12 protein-coding genes are annotated in these 19,303 nt (G+C 62.9%); 7 read left to right on the top strand and 5 right to left on the bottom strand.

What is annotated here, in order from left to right; all coding sequences use genetic code 11:
- Position 1: 1 nt before the first annotated feature.
- On the top strand, positions 2 to 394 hold the full coding sequence (locus OXI69_05330; protein MDE2665552.1) for a diol dehydratase small subunit: 393 nt from the start codon (positions 2 to 4) through the stop codon (positions 392 to 394).
- A 56-nt stretch (positions 395 to 450) separates the two neighbouring features.
- Entirely contained in the window at positions 451 to 1,638 is a 1,188-nt protein-coding gene (locus OXI69_05325) for a DSD1 family PLP-dependent enzyme (GenBank protein ID MDE2665551.1), read from the top strand.
- Between the two features lie 176 nt (positions 1,639 to 1,814).
- Here OXI69_05325 and OXI69_05320 read toward each other — a convergent pair whose 3' ends face one another.
- Both OXI69_05320 and bcp read right to left on the bottom strand, forming a co-directional pair.
- Entirely contained in the window at positions 1,815 to 2,684 is an 870-nt protein-coding gene (locus OXI69_05320; GenBank protein MDE2665550.1) for an alpha/beta hydrolase, read from the bottom strand.
- A 247-nt stretch (positions 2,685 to 2,931) separates the two neighbouring features.
- Positions 2,932 to 3,384, bottom strand: coding sequence for a thioredoxin-dependent thiol peroxidase (gene bcp, locus OXI69_05315; GenBank protein ID MDE2665549.1), 453 nt, complete (start codon positions 3,382 to 3,384; stop codon positions 2,932 to 2,934).
- Positions 3,385 to 4,343: 959 nt separating this feature from the next.
- Here bcp and OXI69_05310 point away from each other — a divergent pair.
- The 3 genes from OXI69_05310 to OXI69_05300 all read left to right on the top strand — a co-directional run bounded on the left by OXI69_05310 (position 4,344) and on the right by OXI69_05300 (position 12,184).
- Positions 4,344 to 7,337 (top strand): DUF1553 domain-containing protein, encoded by a 2,994-nt coding sequence (locus tag OXI69_05310; GenBank protein ID MDE2665548.1) that lies wholly within the window; start codon positions 4,344 to 4,346, stop codon positions 7,335 to 7,337.
- A gap of 11 nt (positions 7,338 to 7,348) precedes the next feature.
- Positions 7,349 to 8,842: a DUF1501 domain-containing protein gene (locus tag OXI69_05305; protein ID MDE2665547.1), complete on the top strand. Its 1,494-nt coding sequence runs from the start codon at positions 7,349 to 7,351 to the stop codon at positions 8,840 to 8,842.
- A 3,183-nt stretch (positions 8,843 to 12,025) separates the two neighbouring features.
- On the top strand, positions 12,026 to 12,184 hold the full coding sequence (locus tag OXI69_05300; GenBank protein ID MDE2665546.1) for a hypothetical protein: 159 nt from the start codon (positions 12,026 to 12,028) through the stop codon (positions 12,182 to 12,184).
- 365 nt (positions 12,185 to 12,549) lie between these two features.
- Here the strand turns inward: OXI69_05300 and OXI69_05295 are convergent, their stop codons facing one another.
- A complete protein-coding gene (locus tag OXI69_05295) occupies positions 12,550 to 12,732 on the bottom strand; it encodes a helix-turn-helix domain-containing protein (GenBank protein MDE2665545.1) in 183 nt (60 codons plus the stop codon).
- A gap of 10 nt (positions 12,733 to 12,742) precedes the next feature.
- On the opposite strand from OXI69_05295, the gene OXI69_05290 reads away from it, so the two are divergent.
- Entirely contained in the window at positions 12,743 to 13,213 is a 471-nt protein-coding gene (locus OXI69_05290; GenBank protein MDE2665544.1) for a hypothetical protein, read from the top strand.
- 341 nt (positions 13,214 to 13,554) lie between these two features.
- Positions 13,555 to 14,808, top strand: coding sequence for a hypothetical protein (locus OXI69_05285; GenBank protein ID MDE2665543.1), 1,254 nt, complete (start codon positions 13,555 to 13,557; stop codon positions 14,806 to 14,808).
- A gap of 145 nt (positions 14,809 to 14,953) precedes the next feature.
- Here OXI69_05285 and OXI69_05280 read toward each other — a convergent pair whose 3' ends face one another.
- Both OXI69_05280 and OXI69_05275 read right to left on the bottom strand, forming a co-directional pair.
- On the bottom strand, positions 14,954 to 17,104 hold the full coding sequence (locus OXI69_05280) for a TonB-dependent receptor (GenBank protein ID MDE2665542.1): 2,151 nt from the start codon (positions 17,102 to 17,104) through the stop codon (positions 14,954 to 14,956).
- Positions 17,105 to 17,167: 63 nt separating this feature from the next.
- Positions 17,168 to 18,667 carry a carboxypeptidase-like regulatory domain-containing protein gene (locus tag OXI69_05275; GenBank protein ID MDE2665541.1) on the bottom strand — a complete coding sequence of 500 codons (1,500 nt, stop codon included), beginning with the start codon at positions 18,665 to 18,667 and terminating at the stop codon, positions 17,168 to 17,170.
- Positions 18,668 to 19,303 lie beyond the last annotated feature (636 nt).

Raw genomic sequence — 19,303 nt, 5'->3', positions numbered from 1 at the left:
CATGAGCAAGCTCACCGACAACTACCCGCTGTCCGAAAAGAGTCCCGACCGGTTGACCACTCCCACGGGCGCCTCCTGGAAGGACATCGACCTGCAGTCGGTCCTGGACGGCACCCTCAGCATGAGCGATCTGCGAATCGCCCCCGAGACCCTGGAGCTTCAGGCCCAGATCGCCGAGAGCGCCGGCAGGAGCCAACTGGCGGAAAACCTGAGACGGGCGGCCGAGCTGGTAGGGGTTCCGGAGGCCAGGATCCTGGAGGTCTACCAGGCCCTGAGGCCCGGCCGCAGCACCCCCGCCGAGCTGGAGAGCCTGGCTGACGAGCTGGAATCGCAGTACCGGGCCGGCCGTTGCGCCCGCTTCCTGCGGGAGGCGGCCCAGGCCTACGCTTCCTGAGTCCGGCGCCGGTCGGCCTGTACCGTTGTCCCCACTGAACCTATCGAGAGAGGATCATGACCTATCAGACCCTGCGACGTTCCCCCCTGGCGCCGGCCGGAGGCGCTACCGCCGGCCTCCTGAGCCGCCTGGACTCCGGCGATCCGGTCCATCTGGACGAGCTTCCCACCCCGTCCCTGCTTCTGGACTTGGATCTGTTCGAGGCCAACCTCGACAAGATGAGCCGGAACGCCAGTCGCCACTCCATCGGGCTGCGGCCTCACGCCAAGACCCACAAGTGCCCCGAAATCGCCAGGCGGCAGGTGGAGGCCGGCGCGCTGGGGGCCTGCACCGCCACCATCCACGAAGCCGAGGTGCTGGCGGCCGGAGGCATACCCGGCCTGCTGATCACCTCCGAGATGGTGGGGCGCAACAAGATGGAACGGCTTGTGGCGCTGACCCGCAGCCAGCCCGACACCATGTCGGTGGTGGATGACATTGCGCACGCCCGGCAGCTCAATGACGCGGCCGAGGCGGGTGACGTCCGGCTCAACGTGCTGGTCGACATCGACCCCATGGGGCGCCGCACCGGAACCACGGCCGGAGATGCGGCCATGGCTCTGGCGGAGGGGATCCTGAAGCTGTCGAGGCTGAACCTACTCGGGGTGCACTCCTACTCGGGGGCCAGCTCCCACGTGGTCGGATTCACCGATCGCAAGGCCCACTCCGCGGAGGTGATGGCGCCTCCCATTGAAACCTATCAGAGGATGAAGAAGGCGGGGATGCCGGTCGAGATTCTCACCGGAGCCAGCACCGGAACCTACAACATCGACCCCTTTCTGGAAGAGATCACCGAGATGCAGGTCGGCTCCTACGTCTTCATGGACGTCGACTACCAGATCATTGGGGGGGAGAGCGGAGAGGTCTATGACGATTTCGCCCCTGCCCTGACCGTGCTGACCACCGTCATGAGCAAGCGCCACCGGGACCTGGCCACCCTGGACGCCGGCATGAAGGCCTTCGCCACCGATCGAGAGTCGGTACCCGAAGTCAAGGGCATCAGCGGCACCCGGTACCAGTTCGGCGGCGACGAGCACGGGATGCTGCAACTGCCCAACCCCAGCCGCGAGATTAAGTTGGGCGACCGGCTGGAGTTCGTGGTGCCCCACTGCGATCCCACTGTCAATCTCTACAACTACCTCGTCCTGCGCCGGGGAGAGCAGGTGGAAGGCTACTGGCCGGTGGCCGGCCGCGGGCACTCGTAGGCGGCACAACTCCGGCAGTCTCACGCCTACGTCCACGTGTCGGTGGTGTCGGGGCGGATCAACCTGGTGGACCACAACGACACGCTGACCATCACAGTGCCCGTCGGCATAGATGAATTTGCCAGCGCCGCAAGCCGGACGCGTTGATTTTTACGTCAGGTAATTGGGCAGCTCTTTCATGTGGCGACCTCGTTGTCGGCGAGGAATGCGTCGAACAGAGCGAAGCACTGCTCCGGCTCCTCGAGTTGCAAGAGGTGGCTGGTATCGGGCACAAAGGCGTATTCGATGCCGAATGTCTCGCAGAATAACTTGCAACATGGCGCAGTCTTCGGCGCGTCCTCCGGCACTGGGTCGGAACCGACGATCAAGAGCGGGCGCCCCGCCGGGTTGGGCTGCCGCCATATTTCCAGTTCGGCGACGTCGGTATAGAGATCCGCCTCGACTGCGCCGGGGCAACGGAGCAGCCATTCTCCGCTGGCGCGATCGAAGTGCAGCACCGAGCGTGCATTGAGTTCCGCCACGCCCGGCCGCAGGCGGCGGAACCGGTGCATCCAACGGAAAACGTCGGCAAGTTCCTCGGGGTCCCGGAACCGGTTCTGGCGGCCCAGAGCGGCGGCGCGCAGCGTCTCGCCCTCGGACACCAGCGGGCCGCGCCGCGGGTTCCCATCGGGCGGGACCACCGGCGGGTCGAACAATACCAGCGCGTCCCAGTGCCAGACGCCGTCGATGATGGCCAGCAGGGCTGCAATCGCCGTCATCGAATGGAAGACTCCGATGGTGGTCTTCTCGCCCCATTCTTCCGCAATCGCGCCGTGCACCTGCGCAATGTCGCGCACGAAGCGGGGATAGTCGTGAGCCTCGCCCGCGTGAAAGGGGTTGCGCCCACAGTTGCGGACGTCGTACAGCGCAAGGTCGAACCGCTCAAGCATATGTCGCCAGAACGGGAAGTAGGAATCGCTCGCGAAGCCATTGCCGTGGCTCAGCACGACACGTGGCCCTGACGGGTTGCCGTGGCGCACGACGCGAATTGGCGCGCCATCGTCCATCACGACGTTGAGGGTTGCGGCATGTTCGGGAAGGACGAATTCAGCCGCGTTCCGCCGAGTCGTTATCGGGGGAAATGGTGGGCCTGTCATGTGTACGCGTCTTCCAGCAGCGGCACTGGCGGCGATACGATCACGAATCACCGCGAATATACCATTTCAAAGCCGAGCCGGACGGCAACGGCTGATGCGGTGCGGGGGTGCCCCCGAGGCGCGCCCACGGCGGCAACCACCCTCACTGCCCTTCCCTTCAGAGCGACTTCAGCAGCCCCGCCACGTGGCCCTTCACCTTGACCTTGCCGTGAGCCTCGGCGATGTTGCCTTCCTCGTCGATCACGAAGGTGGAGCGGACGATGCCCATGTATTTTCTCCCGTACATGGACTTCTCTTGCCAGGCTCCGTAGGCCTCGGCGATGGCGTGATCTCCGTCGCTGAGCAACCCAAAAGGCAGAGAGAACTTGGCCTTGAACTTCTGGTGGGACGAGACCGAATCCGGGCTGACCCCCAGCACCACCGTGCCCTTTTGGCTGAGATCGGCCATCGAATCCCGAAAGTCGCAGGCCTCCTGGGTGCACCCCGGCGTGTTGTCCTTGGGATAGAAGTAGAGCACGACCTTCTTGCCTCGAAAATCCTTGAGGGCAACGGTCTGCCCCTTATCGTCGGTTCCCGTGAAATCGGGGGCCTTGTCCCCAGCCTTAAGCATGCCATCCTCCTTGCCTTGCATTGGTTGATACGTTTGAAATTAAGGAAATCCGGGGTGGGAAACGCTCCTTTGCCCGGTGGCGGCGGTCTGCGCCGACGACTCCAGGCCGCCCGGACCCCCTATCCTAATCGGAGGCGGGGCTGTCGCCAAGCCTCAAGGATCTTGCCTTATTCGATTCTTGCGCTTGGTTTTGGGGATGTGCCCGTGTTTGGGGGAATTGGGGAGGGGGCGTTTGGCAATTCTTGGAGGGGTGTCAATGGGCATCGAAGATTGCAGGAAAGTGGGCATTGAAAATTGCAGGGTTTTGGGCACCGAAAGCGTCAGGGGCCGAGCGCTGCCCCGCGGAGGGAGCGGAGCGACCGGAGTGGGGTAGCGGGTAGCCGTGACGTGGGGCGTCGTCGTTCAGGAAATGCTGTGGGTTCGGGGACCCGGCTCTTGATTCGCCGCACTCGCGGCTGAGTCAGCGCAGAACCCATACGACCCCGGGCTGCCGCACGGGGCTACCCTGGGCCGCAGCTACGCAGCTCTATAAGGATGGCTTGTAGCAGGCGTTTGCTTGGCCTACCCACGTCAACCGCAGCTTCGCAGCTCTCCCTTAATCCACAACGCTGCCGGGAGAAAGGGTTTCTTCAATTGAGCCATTTACAAGATTCGGCAGCGGGACGTTTGCCCGGATTGGCCATAATAAGCACAAAAACACAATTTGTGACTTTTGTGCTTTTTGTGGTTAGACAGCATTTTTTACCAAGTCACACCTGATATCGAAAAAGGCAGAACCTCAGGCTTGCCGGCAAGATGACCTGCACCGTTGCGAATTTTGCAAAAAGCTCCGATGTGAATCACAGGTCGGCGTGTTCGCCCCCAGATCTCCGAATCCCGTCAAGGCCCGGCCTCTTGACTACGCCGCGGCGCTTCACTAGTCTAGACCCATCGAGGACGACCCCCACGAGGCCAATCCCATGGCTGCGCCGCTGTCCCGAGCGTCTCTTTATCGCCTAGCGTCGTTCACTGCCTGCCTGGCGGTGGTACTCGGCGCCATCCCCGCGGCCGCTGAAACCGACCCTTCGCCCGGCTTCGAGACCCGGATTCTGCCCCTCCTGCAGGCCAGGTGCGTGGCTTGCCACAGTCCGCAAACCCGGCAGGGTGAGCTCGATCTGGGCTCGCTGGAGAGCATTCTCGAGGGCGGGGCCTCGGGACCTTCGGTCGTTCCGGGATCGGCCGAGCAGAGCCTGCTTTTTCAAAAGGTAGAGACGGGGGAGATGCCGCTGGGTCAGGATCCGCTGAAACCCGCCGAGCTGGAGAGCATTCGGCGCTGGATCGAGCAAGGCGCTCTGGCCGACGGCCAGGACCCCGCGGTGTTCCAGGCCCAAGAGGATCTGAAACCTTCCGTCACCAGCCACGACGTGCTGGTGCCCATCCTGCACGTGCGCTGCCTGATTTGCCACGGCCGCAGAACGCAGGAAGCCGGCCTGGACCTGCGGACCCGCGCGAGCATCCTGAAGGGCGGGAAGTCGGGACCGGCCATGGTTCCCGGGAAGCCCGACGAGAGCCTGCTGCTTCAGCGCATCCAGGCCGAGGAGATGCCGCCTCCCAAGGACTATTCCCAGTTCTGCGTCCGCCCCGTCACCTCGACCGAGCTGGAAAAACTGCGCCGCTGGATTGCCGACGGAGCACCGGAAGCCCCGCCAAACGGGGCCTCGAGAGCCTCCAGGGGGTCCGCCGACAAGCAAGACACCCCGGACCTCTGGTCCTTGCAGCCGCCCCGCAGGCCTGCCGCCCCCCGGGTCGCCCAAAGCGATCGAGTCCGGAACCCGATCGATGCCTTTCTGTTGGAAAAGCTGGAGGCTCGCGGGCTCGGCTTCGCTGCCCCGGCCGACCGCCTGGCCCTGATGCGCCGGGCCTACTTGGACCTGGTCGGCTTGCCCCCCACCCCCGACGAAGTCAGGGCCTACCACCGGGACTCCGACCCTCAAGCCTACGAACGGCTGGTCGACCGGCTTTTGGACTCCGGGCACTACGGGGAACGCTGGGGCCGATACTGGCTGGATGCCGCCGGCTACGCCGACTCCGAGGGGAAGGTCCACGCCGACAATCTGCGGCCCCATGCCTACCGCTACCGGGACTACGTCATCCGATCCTTCAACGACGACAAGCCCTACGACCGCTTCCTGTTGGAGCAGATCGCGGGGGACGAGCTGGTGGACTACCGACAGCTCGATTCCCTGACTCCCGATGAGGTGGAACCTCTGATCGCCACCGGCTTCCTGCGCATGGCGCCCGACGGCACCTGGTCCGGGGCCCAGAACTTCGTCCCCGAGCGGCTGGACGTGGTGGCCGACCAGGTCGAGGTGCTGAGCTCGACGGTGATGGGCCTGACCATGGCCTGCGCCCGCTGCCACGATCACAAGTACGACCCGCTCCCCCAGCGAGACTTCTATCGCTTCAGCGCCATCCTGCGCTCGGCCTACGATCCCTACGACTGGCTGATCCCCCAGGAGCCTCTGATTGCGCCGGCCGGTGGCCCCTTCCCCAAACGGCTGCTGCGTTACGGGTCGGAGGAAGAACTTCGGGAGGTGAAGCGCAACAACGGTCCGGTGGAGCAGGAGATCAAGCGTCTGAAGCGTTCCCTGGAAGAAAAAGCGGCCCCCTTCAAGGAGCGACTGCTGAGCGAAAAGAGGGAAAAGATTCCGGAAGCATTGCGGGCGGACGTGGAGGCTGCCACAAGGGCCTCCGAAGACAATCGCAGCGAGCTGCAGAAATACCTGGTGGAGGCCTTCCGGGAGTTTCTCACGCTGGAAGCCGGCGAGTTGGAGAAGCGCTTCGAGGAGTACCGGGAAGAGGCGGGCAAGGTCAATGAAGCGGTGAAGAAGGCCGAAAAGAAGCTGCGGCGCCATCCATCCATCCGAGCCCTGTTCGACATGCCGGGGAAACCCACGCCGAACTACCTGCTGGTTCGGGGGGAGCACACCCGCCCCGGCGATTTCGTCGATCCCGGGATCCCATCTGCGCTTCAGGCACAAACCCAACCTTACCGCATCGCCAAGCCCGAATGGAGCAGCGGGCGGCGCCTGGCCCTGGCCAGGTGGCTGGGACAACCCGATCACCCCTTGACGGCCCGGGTGATGGTGAACCGCATCTGGCAACACCATTTCGGCAGGGGCCTGGTGGCCACGCCCGGCAACTTCGGCAAGCTGGGGGCCGCCCCATCCCATCCCGAACTGCTGGACTGGCTGGCCACCGAGTTCGTCAAAAAAGGCTGGAGCGTGAAGGCCATGCACCGGCTGATCATGACCTCCAGCGCCTACCGACAGGCCTCGGCCAGCCCGGGCGAGGAGGCGGCCAACGGCCATTCGGATAACGCCCTGCTCTCGCGCTTTCCCCTGCAACGGCTGGATGCCGAGGCCTTGCGCGACTCGATCCTGAAGATCTCAGGCCGGCTGGATTCCACTCCCTTCGGACCGGCGGATGAGGTCGAGGTCCAGGAGGACGGCGAGGTCACCAGCCAGTGCACCTCGGCCGGTTGCCGGCGCAGCGTCTACATGCTTCAGCGGCGCACTACCCCCCTGACCATGCTGGACACCTTCGACGCCCCCCAGCTCAACCCCAACTGCGTCAAGCGCTCCCAGTCGATGGTCACCTCCCAGGCGCTGCAACTCTGGAACAGCCAGTTGGCCCGCAAGAGCGCCCGCCACTTCGCCGGCCGGGTCATCGACGCCGTGGGCAGCGACCTGGAGAGCCAGGTGGAGCAGGTCTACCTGGCCGCCCTGTCCCGCTGGCCCACCGCCTCCGAGAAAGCGGCGGCCCTTGAGGAGATCGGGCACGTGGACCGGCACTGGGCCGAGCACCTGGAGAGCCACACGCCGGCCGAGCCCAAGCGGTCGCGGGCCCGCTGGCTGGCCCTGTCCACTTTTTGCCACGCCATGCTGAACTCGGCGGAGTTTATGTTTTATTGAGCGAGGAAACCATGAGACCTGGGGACCGAACCCGTTTGGAGTCCAACCTTCCGAGCCGGGAGTTCGCGGAAGCGGCGCCTCTGCCTTCCCGCAGGGAGCTGTTTTCCAGCCTGGGCAACGGGTTCATGGGAGGAGCCCTGGCCTACCTGCTGGGAAGGGACCTCTTGTCCGCCCCTCCCCTGCTGGCCGACAGTCGGCAGGTTCCCGACCTGAAGCCCCGGCGACCTCACTTCGAGCCGCGGGCGAAGTCGGTGATCCACCTCTTCATGAACGGCGGCCCCAGCCAGATCGATCTGTTCGACCCCAAACCCCTGCTGAAGAAGTACGAGGGGCAGCCGCCGGGCCGCGACCTGACCAATGACGTGGAACAGATCGCCTCCATCGGCACCCTGATGCCCTCCCCCTTCGAGTTCAAGAAACGGGGCCAGTGCGGCATGGAGTTATCGGAACTCCTTCCCTTCCTGTCCCGCAAGGTGGACGACATCGCCCTGGTTCGTTCCATGTTCACCAAGCACTTCAACCATGAGCCCGCCATTTTTCTCATGCAGTCGGGACGGACCATCGTGGGACGCCCCAGCCTGGGGTCCTGGGTGGTCTACGGTCTGGGCAGCGAGAACCAGAATCTCCCCGCCTACGTGGTGCTGGACGACCCCAAGATGCTCCCGGTGAACGGCACTCAGAACTGGCAGGCGGGATGGCTGCCGCCCATCTACCAGGGAACCCGCTTGAAATCGCAGGGCTCGCCCCTGCTCAATCTTCAGCCCAAGGAGGAATTTCCCAGTCCGGTGTTGAACATGGCCCGGTCGATCCTGACCCGGCTGGACCGGGGTCATCTGCACCGCCATCCGGGCCAGCCGGAACTTCAGGCACGCATCACCAACTACGAGCTGGCCGCCCGCATGCAGATCGCCGCCAGCGACGCCCTGGATCTCTCCCAGGAAAGCCCGGCCACGCACGAGATGTACGGCCTGAACGACGAGGCCACGGCTTCCTACGGGCGGCGCTGCCTGATGGCCCGCCGGCTGGTGGAGCGAGGAGTGCGCATGGTCCAGCTCTACATCGAGGAGCAGATCTGGGACCAGCACCAGAACCTGACGGGGGGCCTGCGCTACGCCTGCGGCAAGACCGACAAGCCCGTTCACGCCCTGCTGACCGACCTGAAGCAGCGAGGCCTTTGGGACAGCACCCTGGTGGTATGGGGCGGTGAGTTCGGCCGGCTGCCGCTCTCCCAGCATCCCGACAAGGCGGCGGGCCGGGATCACGGCCCGCCCGGATTCAGCGTCTGGCTGGCGGGAGCCGGGATCAAGGGGGGAACGGTCTACGGGGGAACCGACGAACTGGGCCACCGCGCCGTCGACAACCCGGTCAGCGTGCACGACCTGCACGCCACCATCCTGCACCTGCTGGGAATGAACCACCGCGACCTGGTCTACCGGCGCGAAGGCCGCAACGAGCGCCTCACCGACGAATTCCCCGCCCGAGTGGTGGAAGGGATACTGACCTGAAACAACCGCAACAAGAGTAATCCACGAAGAAGTGACACGAAGGACACCGAGGGACCACCAAGCGTGACGGCTCTGCCGCATCGGCAGGGCTGCGGCCCGGCAAGCCGGCGCCTGCCCCCTCGAGGAGCAGGAGTGATGGGAGGAGGCGCCCCCCGGGAGCGCGGGCGTCCCGCCCGCATGCTATGCCGTTCGGTGCCGCTCAGTTTCCCTTCGATTCGGCAACCGGCCGGGGCCTCTGAGGACTTGTGCCCAAACCGCCTGAACGCTTTTCCAGTCCGAAACCACGCTCAGAAACCGCTCCGAAAAATGATCTCTGCAGGGCCTCCGCCGTCCTCCACGCGTGCCCAAAGCAGCGAAACTCCCAGACGAAACACGTCCTTGCACTGTGGTCCTTGTATCGTTGTGCGACGACCTGTCCAGATGAACCGACGGGTCCATGGGATCTTGTATCCGGTGCAAACCTGAATCGATCGATCGGGGGATTCCACACGGAGATTGAATTGTCTGGGAGCAGCGACGCTCAAATGAATCAGCTGCCACGAACTGTCTATGATAATCATCCTTAGTGATGCGGGTGCCTCTCAGTCACACGCCGCGACGGCAAGGGCCTTCGAGAGTGGGTTGCCCAGTCCGCGCCGGCAGCCCGTGTGGGCGTCCGGTTCGCATTCGCCAAGGTTCAGATTGATCGACCTGGCGGTGTTGCCATCCGGCCTGGAAAGCGTTTCTTGACACTCCCGAAGAAATCACGGGGCCGTCACCAGGAATACTCCGGGTATGGCGATCCCCTGAAAGAGGACCAGCCTGACGGAGCGTGAACAACTGCTTCGAGGGAACCCCGTTAATTGGTCCATCCAGTCAGTGAATTTCTGACATCCCACTGTTGTCTGTTTCGGACTCGGCGCGCAGTCTAGACAACACAGGTGATTTCGGAGTGATTGTGAAGGCGATTTGGGTGACAAAGTGGTGATTTCTTGCAAGAACTGGCAAGGATTTGCCTGTCACCACTCGCCGGCACTGTGGTTCTGGAGAGGGTCAGGATCAAGGCCCTCGGCTGAAGGGCAGGAAGCAGCGATGGGTGGATCCAGCCAATGAGGTGGAGAAACTGCCCCTGCCGGCCAGCCCCGGGCCGTGAGGATCGATCTGGGCGTCGGGAAACGAGTGGCCATGCTCCGGCGGGTGTGCGGACCAAGGCCAGCCCACGACCGCAACCGGTTTCATCGGCTCATGTCACGGCTGCTTGGTTCGACTGGATGATGGTTGAAACACTCCGGATTCGACCGATGATACGATCGGCACGAAGGACGATGGAGCACCCGGGGAAGACGGTCGAGGCGAAGCAGGGTCTCAAGCGACGCATCGGTGAGCAAGGCTAGGAAAGGATGTTCGTACAGGGTGCCGACTAGGTCACAGACCTGCTCGAACGCACGGCGTGATTAGTGGGTCCACTCAAAGATGGGTGCGCTTTTCTCCGCAACTCGGAAGTCGGGCCCGTAAATGCTGAACTCCTTGCATATTGCCTAGAGCCGGCAACATGCATGGGCGCGGAAGGACAGCCCGTGTAACCGTCTGGCCGCTGCCCGCGCCTTCAGAGTCCTCAGCGCCAGTCGATTCACGATGCATTGCGCCTGGAGCGTCCCGGACGCCTCTCCGGCTCCCGCCGGCATTCCCCTCTCCTCAACCCTGGCGATACGGACCCGGCGGCAACCGGTCTACGCTGCAGAGCCCCCGTTCTGCATCGACCGGGTGGTCGCCGACCGCGTCGCTGTCCCCTGGGTGAAGGGGCTCACTCTCGCCATCCCTTTCGGCACGGTATGCGGTTTGCAGGGAGTCTTGGACTCGCTTGACTTGCAAGACCGAAGACGCCGGCTCCCTGGAGGAGACGAAGTCAGAGTGCGCTGCACTGTCCGAGCGTTAAAAATAACGCCCTCTTGCAGGTCGTCACCAAATTGTCACCACAATCGTGTTCACGATCACCGGGAAATCACTTGTGTTGTCTATCCTATCCTGCGATCCATCGATTACCGGTTCCCTCCTCGGCTGAGCAGTAGAAGGCCACCGTGTGAGGACCCCGATCGGGCGACATCGGAACCGGGCAGGGCTCGGAAATCCGACTGTTGACATTGCAATCCCCCTAAGGCAGATGCGGCTCCATGTCTCGGTCTTCCGACGTCAACAGCAAAGCAGGCACGCCAGTGGCGAGCCGCCCTGGAATGGTTCGGGCAGTGTCCCGGGCTCGATTGGACCGGTAGGGCCGCGCGCCGGCATGCGAGCGGGGAGACCGTATGGGTGCTTCTGACTCCGACATGGGCGTGAGACAACGCCTGCTGGATCTGATCGACGGGTCCGGCGTTCCTGACCGGCGCCTCTCAATGTTGGCCACGGGTACCGCCGATACCGTCCGAAACATGCGCAGGGGGGCCACTCCGCAAGTGAACTCGATTCAAGCGCTCCTGCAGTGCCTCGGCTTCAAACTCCAAATAGTGCCTCTCGAGGAGCCAGAGCAAGTCGATGCCCGGGTCGCTGGCGTTCGCAAAAGACATCTGCGAAGGCGTCGACGACGTCCTCCACCAAGACGACAGGGGAGCCGCATAGCCGACTAGCGCCGGCTGGGACCGTGGGTGAGAGAGACAATCTCCTCCGAATCCGAGGGCACTCGGGAGCCAACGCACAACGCAGCAGAGGTGGAATGCGAAGCCGGCCAGCCCCCGTGGGCATTCGGTTCAGTGATCGTCGCAGAGCTTTCGGACTGATATCTTGGGGGGTCCCCCCTATCTCCAGCTCGTCTGGCCCTGGAGAGCGTTGGATTCCTGCGGGCCGGCGCTGCTCCACCAACGAACGCCTGTTCTCGGTAGTGGCCTGGTCAATGCCGGGCGCGGTAAATGGAAGCGGTGCAAGCAGCCCCGGGGCGAGAAAGCGGTCGGACACCTGGGTGTTCACCTGCAATCTCAGCAGAGGGTTCTCGATCAGTTTCGTTGAATTTCTCCCGCTGGCGGGAGCTGGCGCTGTCTGTGTCCGCCTCCGGGGGATCCACGTCGAAATCCAGGAGATCCGCGATGCGTCGATCGGGAGTGGACACGACAACAGCGAGCTTCCCCCGAGGGCCTGGAGCCGCTATCTCCAGGAAGCTGTGACTACTCGCCCATTGGCAGTCACACCCTCGGTGGACTCTGAAGGAGGTCAACAGTGAACAAAGCAGTAACCATTCAATCCGCGGAATATGAGGAGATTGTGAAGCGGCTGGACAAGATTGCGAATCTCCAGAAACAGCTTCTCTTTGCTCTCAAGTTGCATGATCCGCGAATCTTTCCACTGACGACCAAACCTGAAGACGAGAAAAAATAGGCAAGCTGCGGGGGGCTGCCAACCTTTCCTGCTCTGGTCCCGGAGTCGAATATCGTGTCCCTGCCGGTCCCGGGTTCCCCCAAATGCCATAAGCCCGGGAACCGGTCAATCGTCGGCAGCGCAAGAGTTCAGGCGTAAGGGACACAGGGCAAAACTTACCTGTTTGATCACGTGGGCGGCATGCCTCGGCCTTCAAGCCGGGGAAGGATAGCGCTGTCGGCCTTGGGTTGAGCTGTTCAAGTTAGAAAACCCTCACCCTTGAAATAGACCTATTTCAGGAGGGAAGGCCACCGGAGAGCCATCTGTTTCCCTCCACAGAAAACCAGAACAGGGGTGGCTGAAACAAGGCCGCAGCTGGCCGGGGGCTAACCCTTGTCCGGTTTAGCCATGCGGTAGCCGACCTGGCGCTCGTTAAATATACAGGTGGGCTTGGACGCATCGTCGCCGAGCTTGCGCCGGAACTGCTTGACGATGCCGCGTAGCGCCCGCCGGTCCCCGGCTTCCAACTGATTCCACACCTGGCGCAGCAGGGACGGCCTTCCTGCAATCGCTACCCGGTTGAACTATCCCGGCGGCATAGCGGTGGACCGCACCGACAACCTCCTCATCGCCGATAGCTGGAACAGCCGCACTCTCCGGGTTGCTCGCTTGGGAACCATCACCACGGTCGCCGGTACGGGAGAGCGAGGCTTCAGCGGCGACAACGGCCCGGCGGTGGACGCGCAATTGAACGGTCCCGACGGCCTTGCTTTGGATGCCTCCGGCAACCTCTTCATCGGCGATGCACGCAACCATCGCATTCGCATCTTGACTCAAACGAGGCCTGCCGACACCCTCCCGGCACCCACCGATCTGACGGCAACAACGGTTTCCAGCTCCAGGATCGATCTGACCTGGCGGGACAACAGCCATGACGGCGACACCGGCCAGCTCGTCAGGACGGTCAACCAGCTCACGGTCCCGGCCCGTGGCTGGCGCCAGGTGAACAGGATCCTGGCCCAATACGCCCCGGGGACCCGCCAGGGCTAAGTCCAGGTCAGGCAAACGTCGGGCAACAACCCCTTTATCGCCTACGGTGTGATCAATGACGGCGCCGCTCCCGGCCGGCGCAGCGGCGATGGCGCCTTGCTGCCCAACCAGAAATAAGGCGGACCTGAAACAAGGAATCAGAAGGGAATAGGGGACGTTGTTGAATCCAGCCGCGGGTTCCGGTAGGCTGGACGAAGAGGTAGAGCCCGTTGCCGTCGGCGTGTCTTTCGGGCGGAGCGTAGGAAAGAGGCCGTGAGCGCCTTTTCGGGATGGCGGCCCTTGCGCTTCGTGTTGGTTGGCAGGCGGGTGGAACAAGACCCCGGGCTTGGAGCCGAGGCGCAATGCGGCGGCAGCAATCATCTCCGGTGATCGATCTCAAACACATCAGGGTGCGAACAGTGCAGGCTCTCCTTCACCCGCTTCCGGCTCTGTTCCTGCTCCTTTCAATAGGCTGGCCAGCCGGCACCGCGGCTCAGGATGCAAGCGGGGCTGACTCTCCCGTCGACATTTCCAAGGTCAGCTTCCTGATCCACCCCGTCTGCTGGGACCTGGCCCTGGCGGAAGGGGGTCGCATGCGGCCCGATTTCCTCTACCAGTCCTTCACCTATCGGGGCGGCGCCTGGTACGACAAGCAGGAGTTCTACGAGATCCTGGAGTGGGAGCGGCGGGTCAACCGAAAACAGAAGGAATACATCCGGGCCATGGGGCCCGACGAGGCGCTGATCATCTACCCCATCGGAAACCGGCCAGCCATGCAGGCCCTGGAGATCGAGGGGCGGGAACGGCTGGGGCGCCGCTGCGTGATCATCCGCTCGGAGAGCCCGTCGGCCAACCACAAGGTGGATTACCGCCAACTGCTCCCCGACGCGGTGAAGATCGAGCTGCTGGACGATCTGCTGGAGGCAGTCCGTCACAACAGCGACACCTGGAACGCCCAGGCGCTGGAAGTCATCTTCTACAACCGCATGATCGCCCTGGAAATCGAGCGGGAATTCAATAAGCGGCGGCTACAGGTCGATCCCGAACGGGTCGAGGCGCTGGCTTTCGGCGAGGGATTCGAGCAGTGCGCCACCACCTGGAAGGCCATGGTGGGAACCTACCTCGGCTGGTCCCGGCCCATTGAGATCGACTACAACCTGTCGGTGAGCGGCATGCCGCTGCTGCGCGGGGCGCGGTTCAAGGAAAGAGTGGCGGTGGGGGAAGAGGTCCGCATGTTCCTGTGGGAACTGGAGGACGGACGTCCCATGGCCTGGTTCGTGCGGACCCGGGGCAGCCTGGCCCAGGCTCAACTCTTCGTCAGCCTGCCCTTCGACCTGAAAACCTTCAAGCTATTCGACGAGTTCGGCACCCAACTCTGGCCCGATCCCGTCCGCGAGACCCAGCACCTGGGGGGCGTCCACTGGTGGTGGATGGGGTCGGCCAACGATTCCCCGCTCAGAATGGACTTGAAGGGACCGATGAAGGTGCCGGTCTCGGTGGGCCTTCGCCAGTTGCCCACCGACCGCAACATCTTCATCGTCTCCGGCGGCATCCCCTACGACGAATTTCGCCAGGCCCTGCTGCAAAGCCCCATCGGCCCGGCCCCCTCAAGGTGACCCCTCCGAGGTCAATCTCGCGGACTGGTCGACGAATCGGCTGAGATTCCGAGAATATCCGTTTTTCTGCGTGTCCCTTCGCCCTTTTTGGTGGCCCTTCGTGGATATCTTTTTTTGCTACGTATTGGTCTGAGGCGCGGCTTCGCTAAAACTCATAGCGCAGGCCGAACTGGATCACCCGCGGCGGAACCATCACCCGGGAGTAGTTCCCGAAGCTTCCGGGGAAGACGAACGAGAGGGTTTCCCAGACGTCGGCATTGAAGCGAACGCTGTTGGTCAAATTGAAGGCTTCGGCACGAAACTGCAGGCTGTGATTCTCAAAGGGCAACGGAAAGCGTTTTCCGATGGCCATGTCGATCGAGAAGATCCCGTCGCCCCGCAGGTTGTTGCGCTGTCCGACTTCCCCGGGCAGGACTTGCCTGAACGAGGCCAGGGCTGTCTCCGGATCGCTGAAGACATTTGGCCCGCTCCCCCCTCCGATCAACCTGGCGTTCTTGGCGTTGGATTGCGCCGGCACCGGTCCGTCGGTTTCGGCGAAGTGCTGGTAGCAATAGCAGGTGGGCCAGGCCAGACCGTTCAGCACGCTGAGGGGAAGGCCCGAGGTCAGGCGCATCAGGCCGCTAAGCTGCCAGCCGCCGAGCACCGCCTGGCCCGCCGGCCCCATGTCGGGGAGAATCGGCTTCCCGGTTCCGATCGGCAACTCCGCCACCCAGTTGGCGTTCCACTGGTGGCGCATGTCGAAATCGGAAACGGACCGCTGGGCTTCCCGGTCCCAGGAGTTGATGACGCTGAAGGCGGACCAGTAGGTATCTCCAGGAATCTGGCCGAACCGTTCTCCCTGGCTGCGGCGGGCGGCGACCGACACCAGGTCGGTGGACTTGGACAAGGTGTAGTTCAGGTCGAACTGGTAGCCTTGGGAGAAGGCCTTGCGCAGTGACACCTGCATGGAGTGGTAGGTCGAGGTTCCGAAGGACCGGAGCGCGTCGAAGGCCCAGAACTGGGGATTCATGGAAATACCCGGCCCCATGTCGCTGCAGAAGGGGATGCAGGCGTAGTCGAGATAATAGAGAGCCGTGCCCGTATCGGGACTGGCGGACCGGATGACCTCATAGACACGCTGAGTCGCGGTTGCCTCCGGCGTGGCGACCCCGGAATAGAGGCTCTCCCAAAACCTGATCGGCTGCACGTCCTCGGTCGGGACGCCGCGGTGCACCATGCGTTCTATTTCCTGGAGCGCGTCCAACATGTATTGGCCGGACACCGGATCCTTGAAGTTCGTGTACTGGGCCGAGGCGGTGTCGTTGACCAGCAGCCTGCGACCGAGTCGGCCCACATAGCCGATGTCCACCAGGAATCCCCCGCCGAACTCGCGAGCCAGAGAAAAGGTGGGGTTGATGCTGTAGGGCGGCTTCAGGCTGGAATCGACTCCCTGGCTCCATCCCAGTCCGGTCGGGTTGGGTGTGCCGGGCCCCCCGGGCGGAGGAGGCAAAATCCCTGCCGCGGGCGGGGTCGAGAGCCCGGTGAAGCGAGGGGAATCCGCAACTCTGGGGATCTGGTTGGTCACCTTGCTAGTGAGCCCGAAGGCGTTCCGGTCGAGCATCTGCATCATGCCCATCCCGAAGCTGTTGTAGAAGAGGCCCGCCCCCGCCCGGATCGAGGTTTTTCCCGGGCCGCCGAACAGCTTGCCCAGAAATCCCTCGGTGCTTCCCGGCGAGTAGGCAACGGCAAGCCGGGGCGAGAAATTCTTGGCATGGGTCGACCACAGCGGACCGCCCTCGGGGTCGTCCACTCCAACGAATCCAATCGATCCTGCTTCGCGCGTGGGGCGACCGTTCGCCGCCAGGTCCAGACGGTGTGCGATGTACTGGTCGAGACCCGGCGTGATGCTGACCTGGATTCCATTCACCTCCCTGACCGGCGGCATGAGGGACCAGCGCAGGCCCCCCGTGATAGCCAGTCCCGGCTTGACACGCCAGGTATCCTGAAGGTAAAGCTCCAGTTGTTCCACCCCGAAAGTCCGGCTTACGGGATCTCCCAGGCCCAACGCATTACCGTCCAGGTCGTAGTTGTAGTTGGCGTCGAAAAAGTTGAGGACCCCAAGCGCTGTCGCCATCGTCTCCCGGTAAACCCCGGGGTTGGCGGGCGCCGCTGAAAGGGGCCCCTCAAATATTGCCGGGCCGTCTGCAAGCGCCCAGGCGGCCTGCTTGGCAAAGTGATAGCTGTTGTCGTAGCTCAATCGGCGATTCCGATTCGAGAAGAATGCCCCTCCGAACTGCAGGGAGTGGGTTCCACGCATCACGGAGAAGTCGGCCGACAGGGTATGGGTCGGCAGTTCGATGTCCCGGGGCGTCGTCGCACCCTAGATATCGTCGATGATGCTATCCCCAAGACTGGCCCTGGATGCCGTCTGCACACCCGAAAAGTTCAACCTCTGGCTGGTCAATCCGTAGCGAAACGTGCCTACGAGGCTGCTCCCGAAAAGGCCGTTGTATCCCAATGCCAGCCCGCGGCTGGCGTCCTTGGTCTCCGTGTTTGGAGGCTGCCCGGGAAACTGGGGGACGCTTCCGATGCTGTCGTTCTGGTAGTTGAGGCGCATGAACATGCTGTGCGAGCCCAACTGATCCAAATTCCAGTCCGTCTTCGAGATGAAGGTGTTCCAGGTCAGGGGTGTTGGAGCCGTGAATCGGTATCCGGCCGTGTTGAGACCGTCTCCGACAGTGGAATCGTTGGGTTCGGGAAAGGATCTGAAGTATTCGAGCGTCGCGGGACTGGGACCGGTCCCGAGCGGATCGATCCTGGTGCGGATGAACGCCGGATCGAGCGTCTGTACCTGGCCGTCGACGCTCCTGTACCGAACGAACCCGTCGCGCATGGAAGCCGTCGGAACCCGGCGCACCGCGCTGCCGTCGCTGGCATCCCGGCGGCCTTCGTAGTTGAGGAAGTAAAAGACGCGGTCCTTCTTGACGGGACCGCCCACCGAACCTCCGAACACGTTCCGGATGAGCTTGGGGCGATCGACGCCGGCCCTGTTGTTGAAGAAGTCATTGGCGGCGGTGATGGTGTTGCGGTGGTATTCGTAGAGCGATCCGTGGACTTCGTTGGTCCCGCTCTTGGTCACCAGCGACACCTGCGCACCCGATGAACGGCCCTGGTTGGCATTGGCCGTGGTCGTCACCACCCGAAATTCCTGAATCGAATCCAGCGTGTTGCGAAGGACGCTGGTAAAGGGCAAGCGTCCGTTCTGGTCATTGACGTCGACCCCGTCGAGCGTTACGTTCGACTGGTCGCTCTGAGCTCCGTTCACGGTACCGTTCCGGATGTCTCCCGACAACTTGGAGTCCAGCGGATCGGCGGTCAGGAAGGTGACGCCCGCCTGCAGTGAGAGCAACCCGGCCGGGTTTCGCGCATTCAGCGGCAGTTGTCGGATCGGTTTGGTTCCAAAGGCGTTCCCGACCGAGGCGTCGGTAGTGTTCAGTTGTGGAGCCGTAGCCGACACCGTGATGGACCTGGTGAGGGTGGCCACGGTGTCGAACACGACAGGGAGCTCAAGGTTGGTGTTGACAAGCAGGGTGATGCCTTCAATGGTCACCGAATTGAAGCCGGGCTGTGTGGCTGACAGGTTGTAGGAGCCGGGTGGGAGCTGGGCGAAGACGTACAGTCCCTCTTCGTTGGACACCACGGTTCGCTGGACGTTGTTGTCCTGGTTGACAACCGTAATCTCGGCATCGGGCAGGATGCCGCCGGTTTCATCGGTGACTACTCCGCTCAAACTGCTCGATTGAGCCTGTGCGTTGGGAGCAACCACGGCGATGGCCGCCAGCAGGATCAGCCATGGAAGGCAAGCAGGAGCTGTTTTCATTGTTGGAGTCCTTTCCAGCAAAATCTTGGGCTGGATCCCTTACCTTGGGCAGGTGGCATCGGTGCTCGCAGCGTGATGCAACACCTGTGTGAGAAAGTACACCGAATTTTACGAGAAGAACTAAATACCCAAACGCCGAAATTCTCAGGGAAACTTGGCCTCAGGTATTTTACCTGGAAATTTATGCCTTAACACTACGGTTATCTTACCTCTTTTCAAGCCCTTTCCCAAGACGAAAACTCTATTTCGTTGTTTCGAGAACGGCTGCTATGGGTTGGCCTCCAACCCGCCGGAAATTCACTTTTTGTGTGAATAAGGCCGGTGCTGGAATGTGGCGAATGTCCCAGGATCCATCCGATGTACTCAGGAACCGGGCCCGGTCCGGCACGGGTCTTGACCTGCACTCTACGAGATCGACTAGTGTTCTGTAACAGAAATAGGGTTGCCATTTTTCGGAGCGCAACGGCGCCGGATTCCAGGAGCGATGACGAGCCAATGCTCATTCATTGCGAGGAGGAGCGACGACGAAGACGGTGCCGTTCCGCCCGAACCCGGAGGGCCGATGGAGGTTCCCGGGATGAGGAAGCACAACGGTGCCTGTTGGCTGAACCGCAAGGGAACTCTCCTAACGATCGT

This window comes from Acidobacteriota bacterium (genome assembly GCA_028875575.1).
In the GTDB taxonomy this organism is placed as follows: Bacteria; Acidobacteriota; Terriglobia; order Versatilivoradales; family Versatilivoraceae; genus Versatilivorator.
The sequence above is the reverse complement of the archived record's forward strand: the minus strand, read 5'-3'. Positions and strand labels throughout refer to the sequence as shown.

Bases quoted from the DNA above. Each gene is read 5' to 3' on its own strand.
- bcp (MDE2665549.1), bottom strand. From the start codon at position 3,384: ATGCTTAAGGCTGGGGACAAGGCCCCCGATTTCACGGGAACCGACGAT.
- OXI69_05285 (MDE2665543.1), top strand. From the start codon at position 13,555: ATGCGGCGGCAGCAATCATCTCCGGTGATCGATCTCAAACACATCAGG.
- OXI69_05310 (MDE2665548.1), top strand. From the start codon at position 4,344: ATGGCTGCGCCGCTGTCCCGAGCGTCTCTTTATCGCCTAGCGTCGTTC.
- OXI69_05320 (MDE2665550.1), bottom strand. From the start codon at position 2,684: ATGGACGATGGCGCGCCAATTCGCGTCGTGCGCCACGGCAACCCGTCA.
- OXI69_05325 (MDE2665551.1), top strand. From the start codon at position 451: ATGACCTATCAGACCCTGCGACGTTCCCCCCTGGCGCCGGCCGGAGGC.
- OXI69_05275 (MDE2665541.1), bottom strand. From the start codon at position 18,667: ATGAAAACAGCTCCTGCTTGCCTTCCATGGCTGATCCTGCTGGCGGCC.
- OXI69_05330 (MDE2665552.1), top strand. From the start codon at position 2: ATGAGCAAGCTCACCGACAACTACCCGCTGTCCGAAAAGAGTCCCGAC.
- OXI69_05305 (MDE2665547.1), top strand. From the start codon at position 7,349: ATGAGACCTGGGGACCGAACCCGTTTGGAGTCCAACCTTCCGAGCCGG.
- OXI69_05280 (MDE2665542.1), bottom strand. From the start codon at position 17,104: ATGCGTGGAACCCACTCCCTGCAGTTCGGAGGGGCATTCTTCTCGAAT.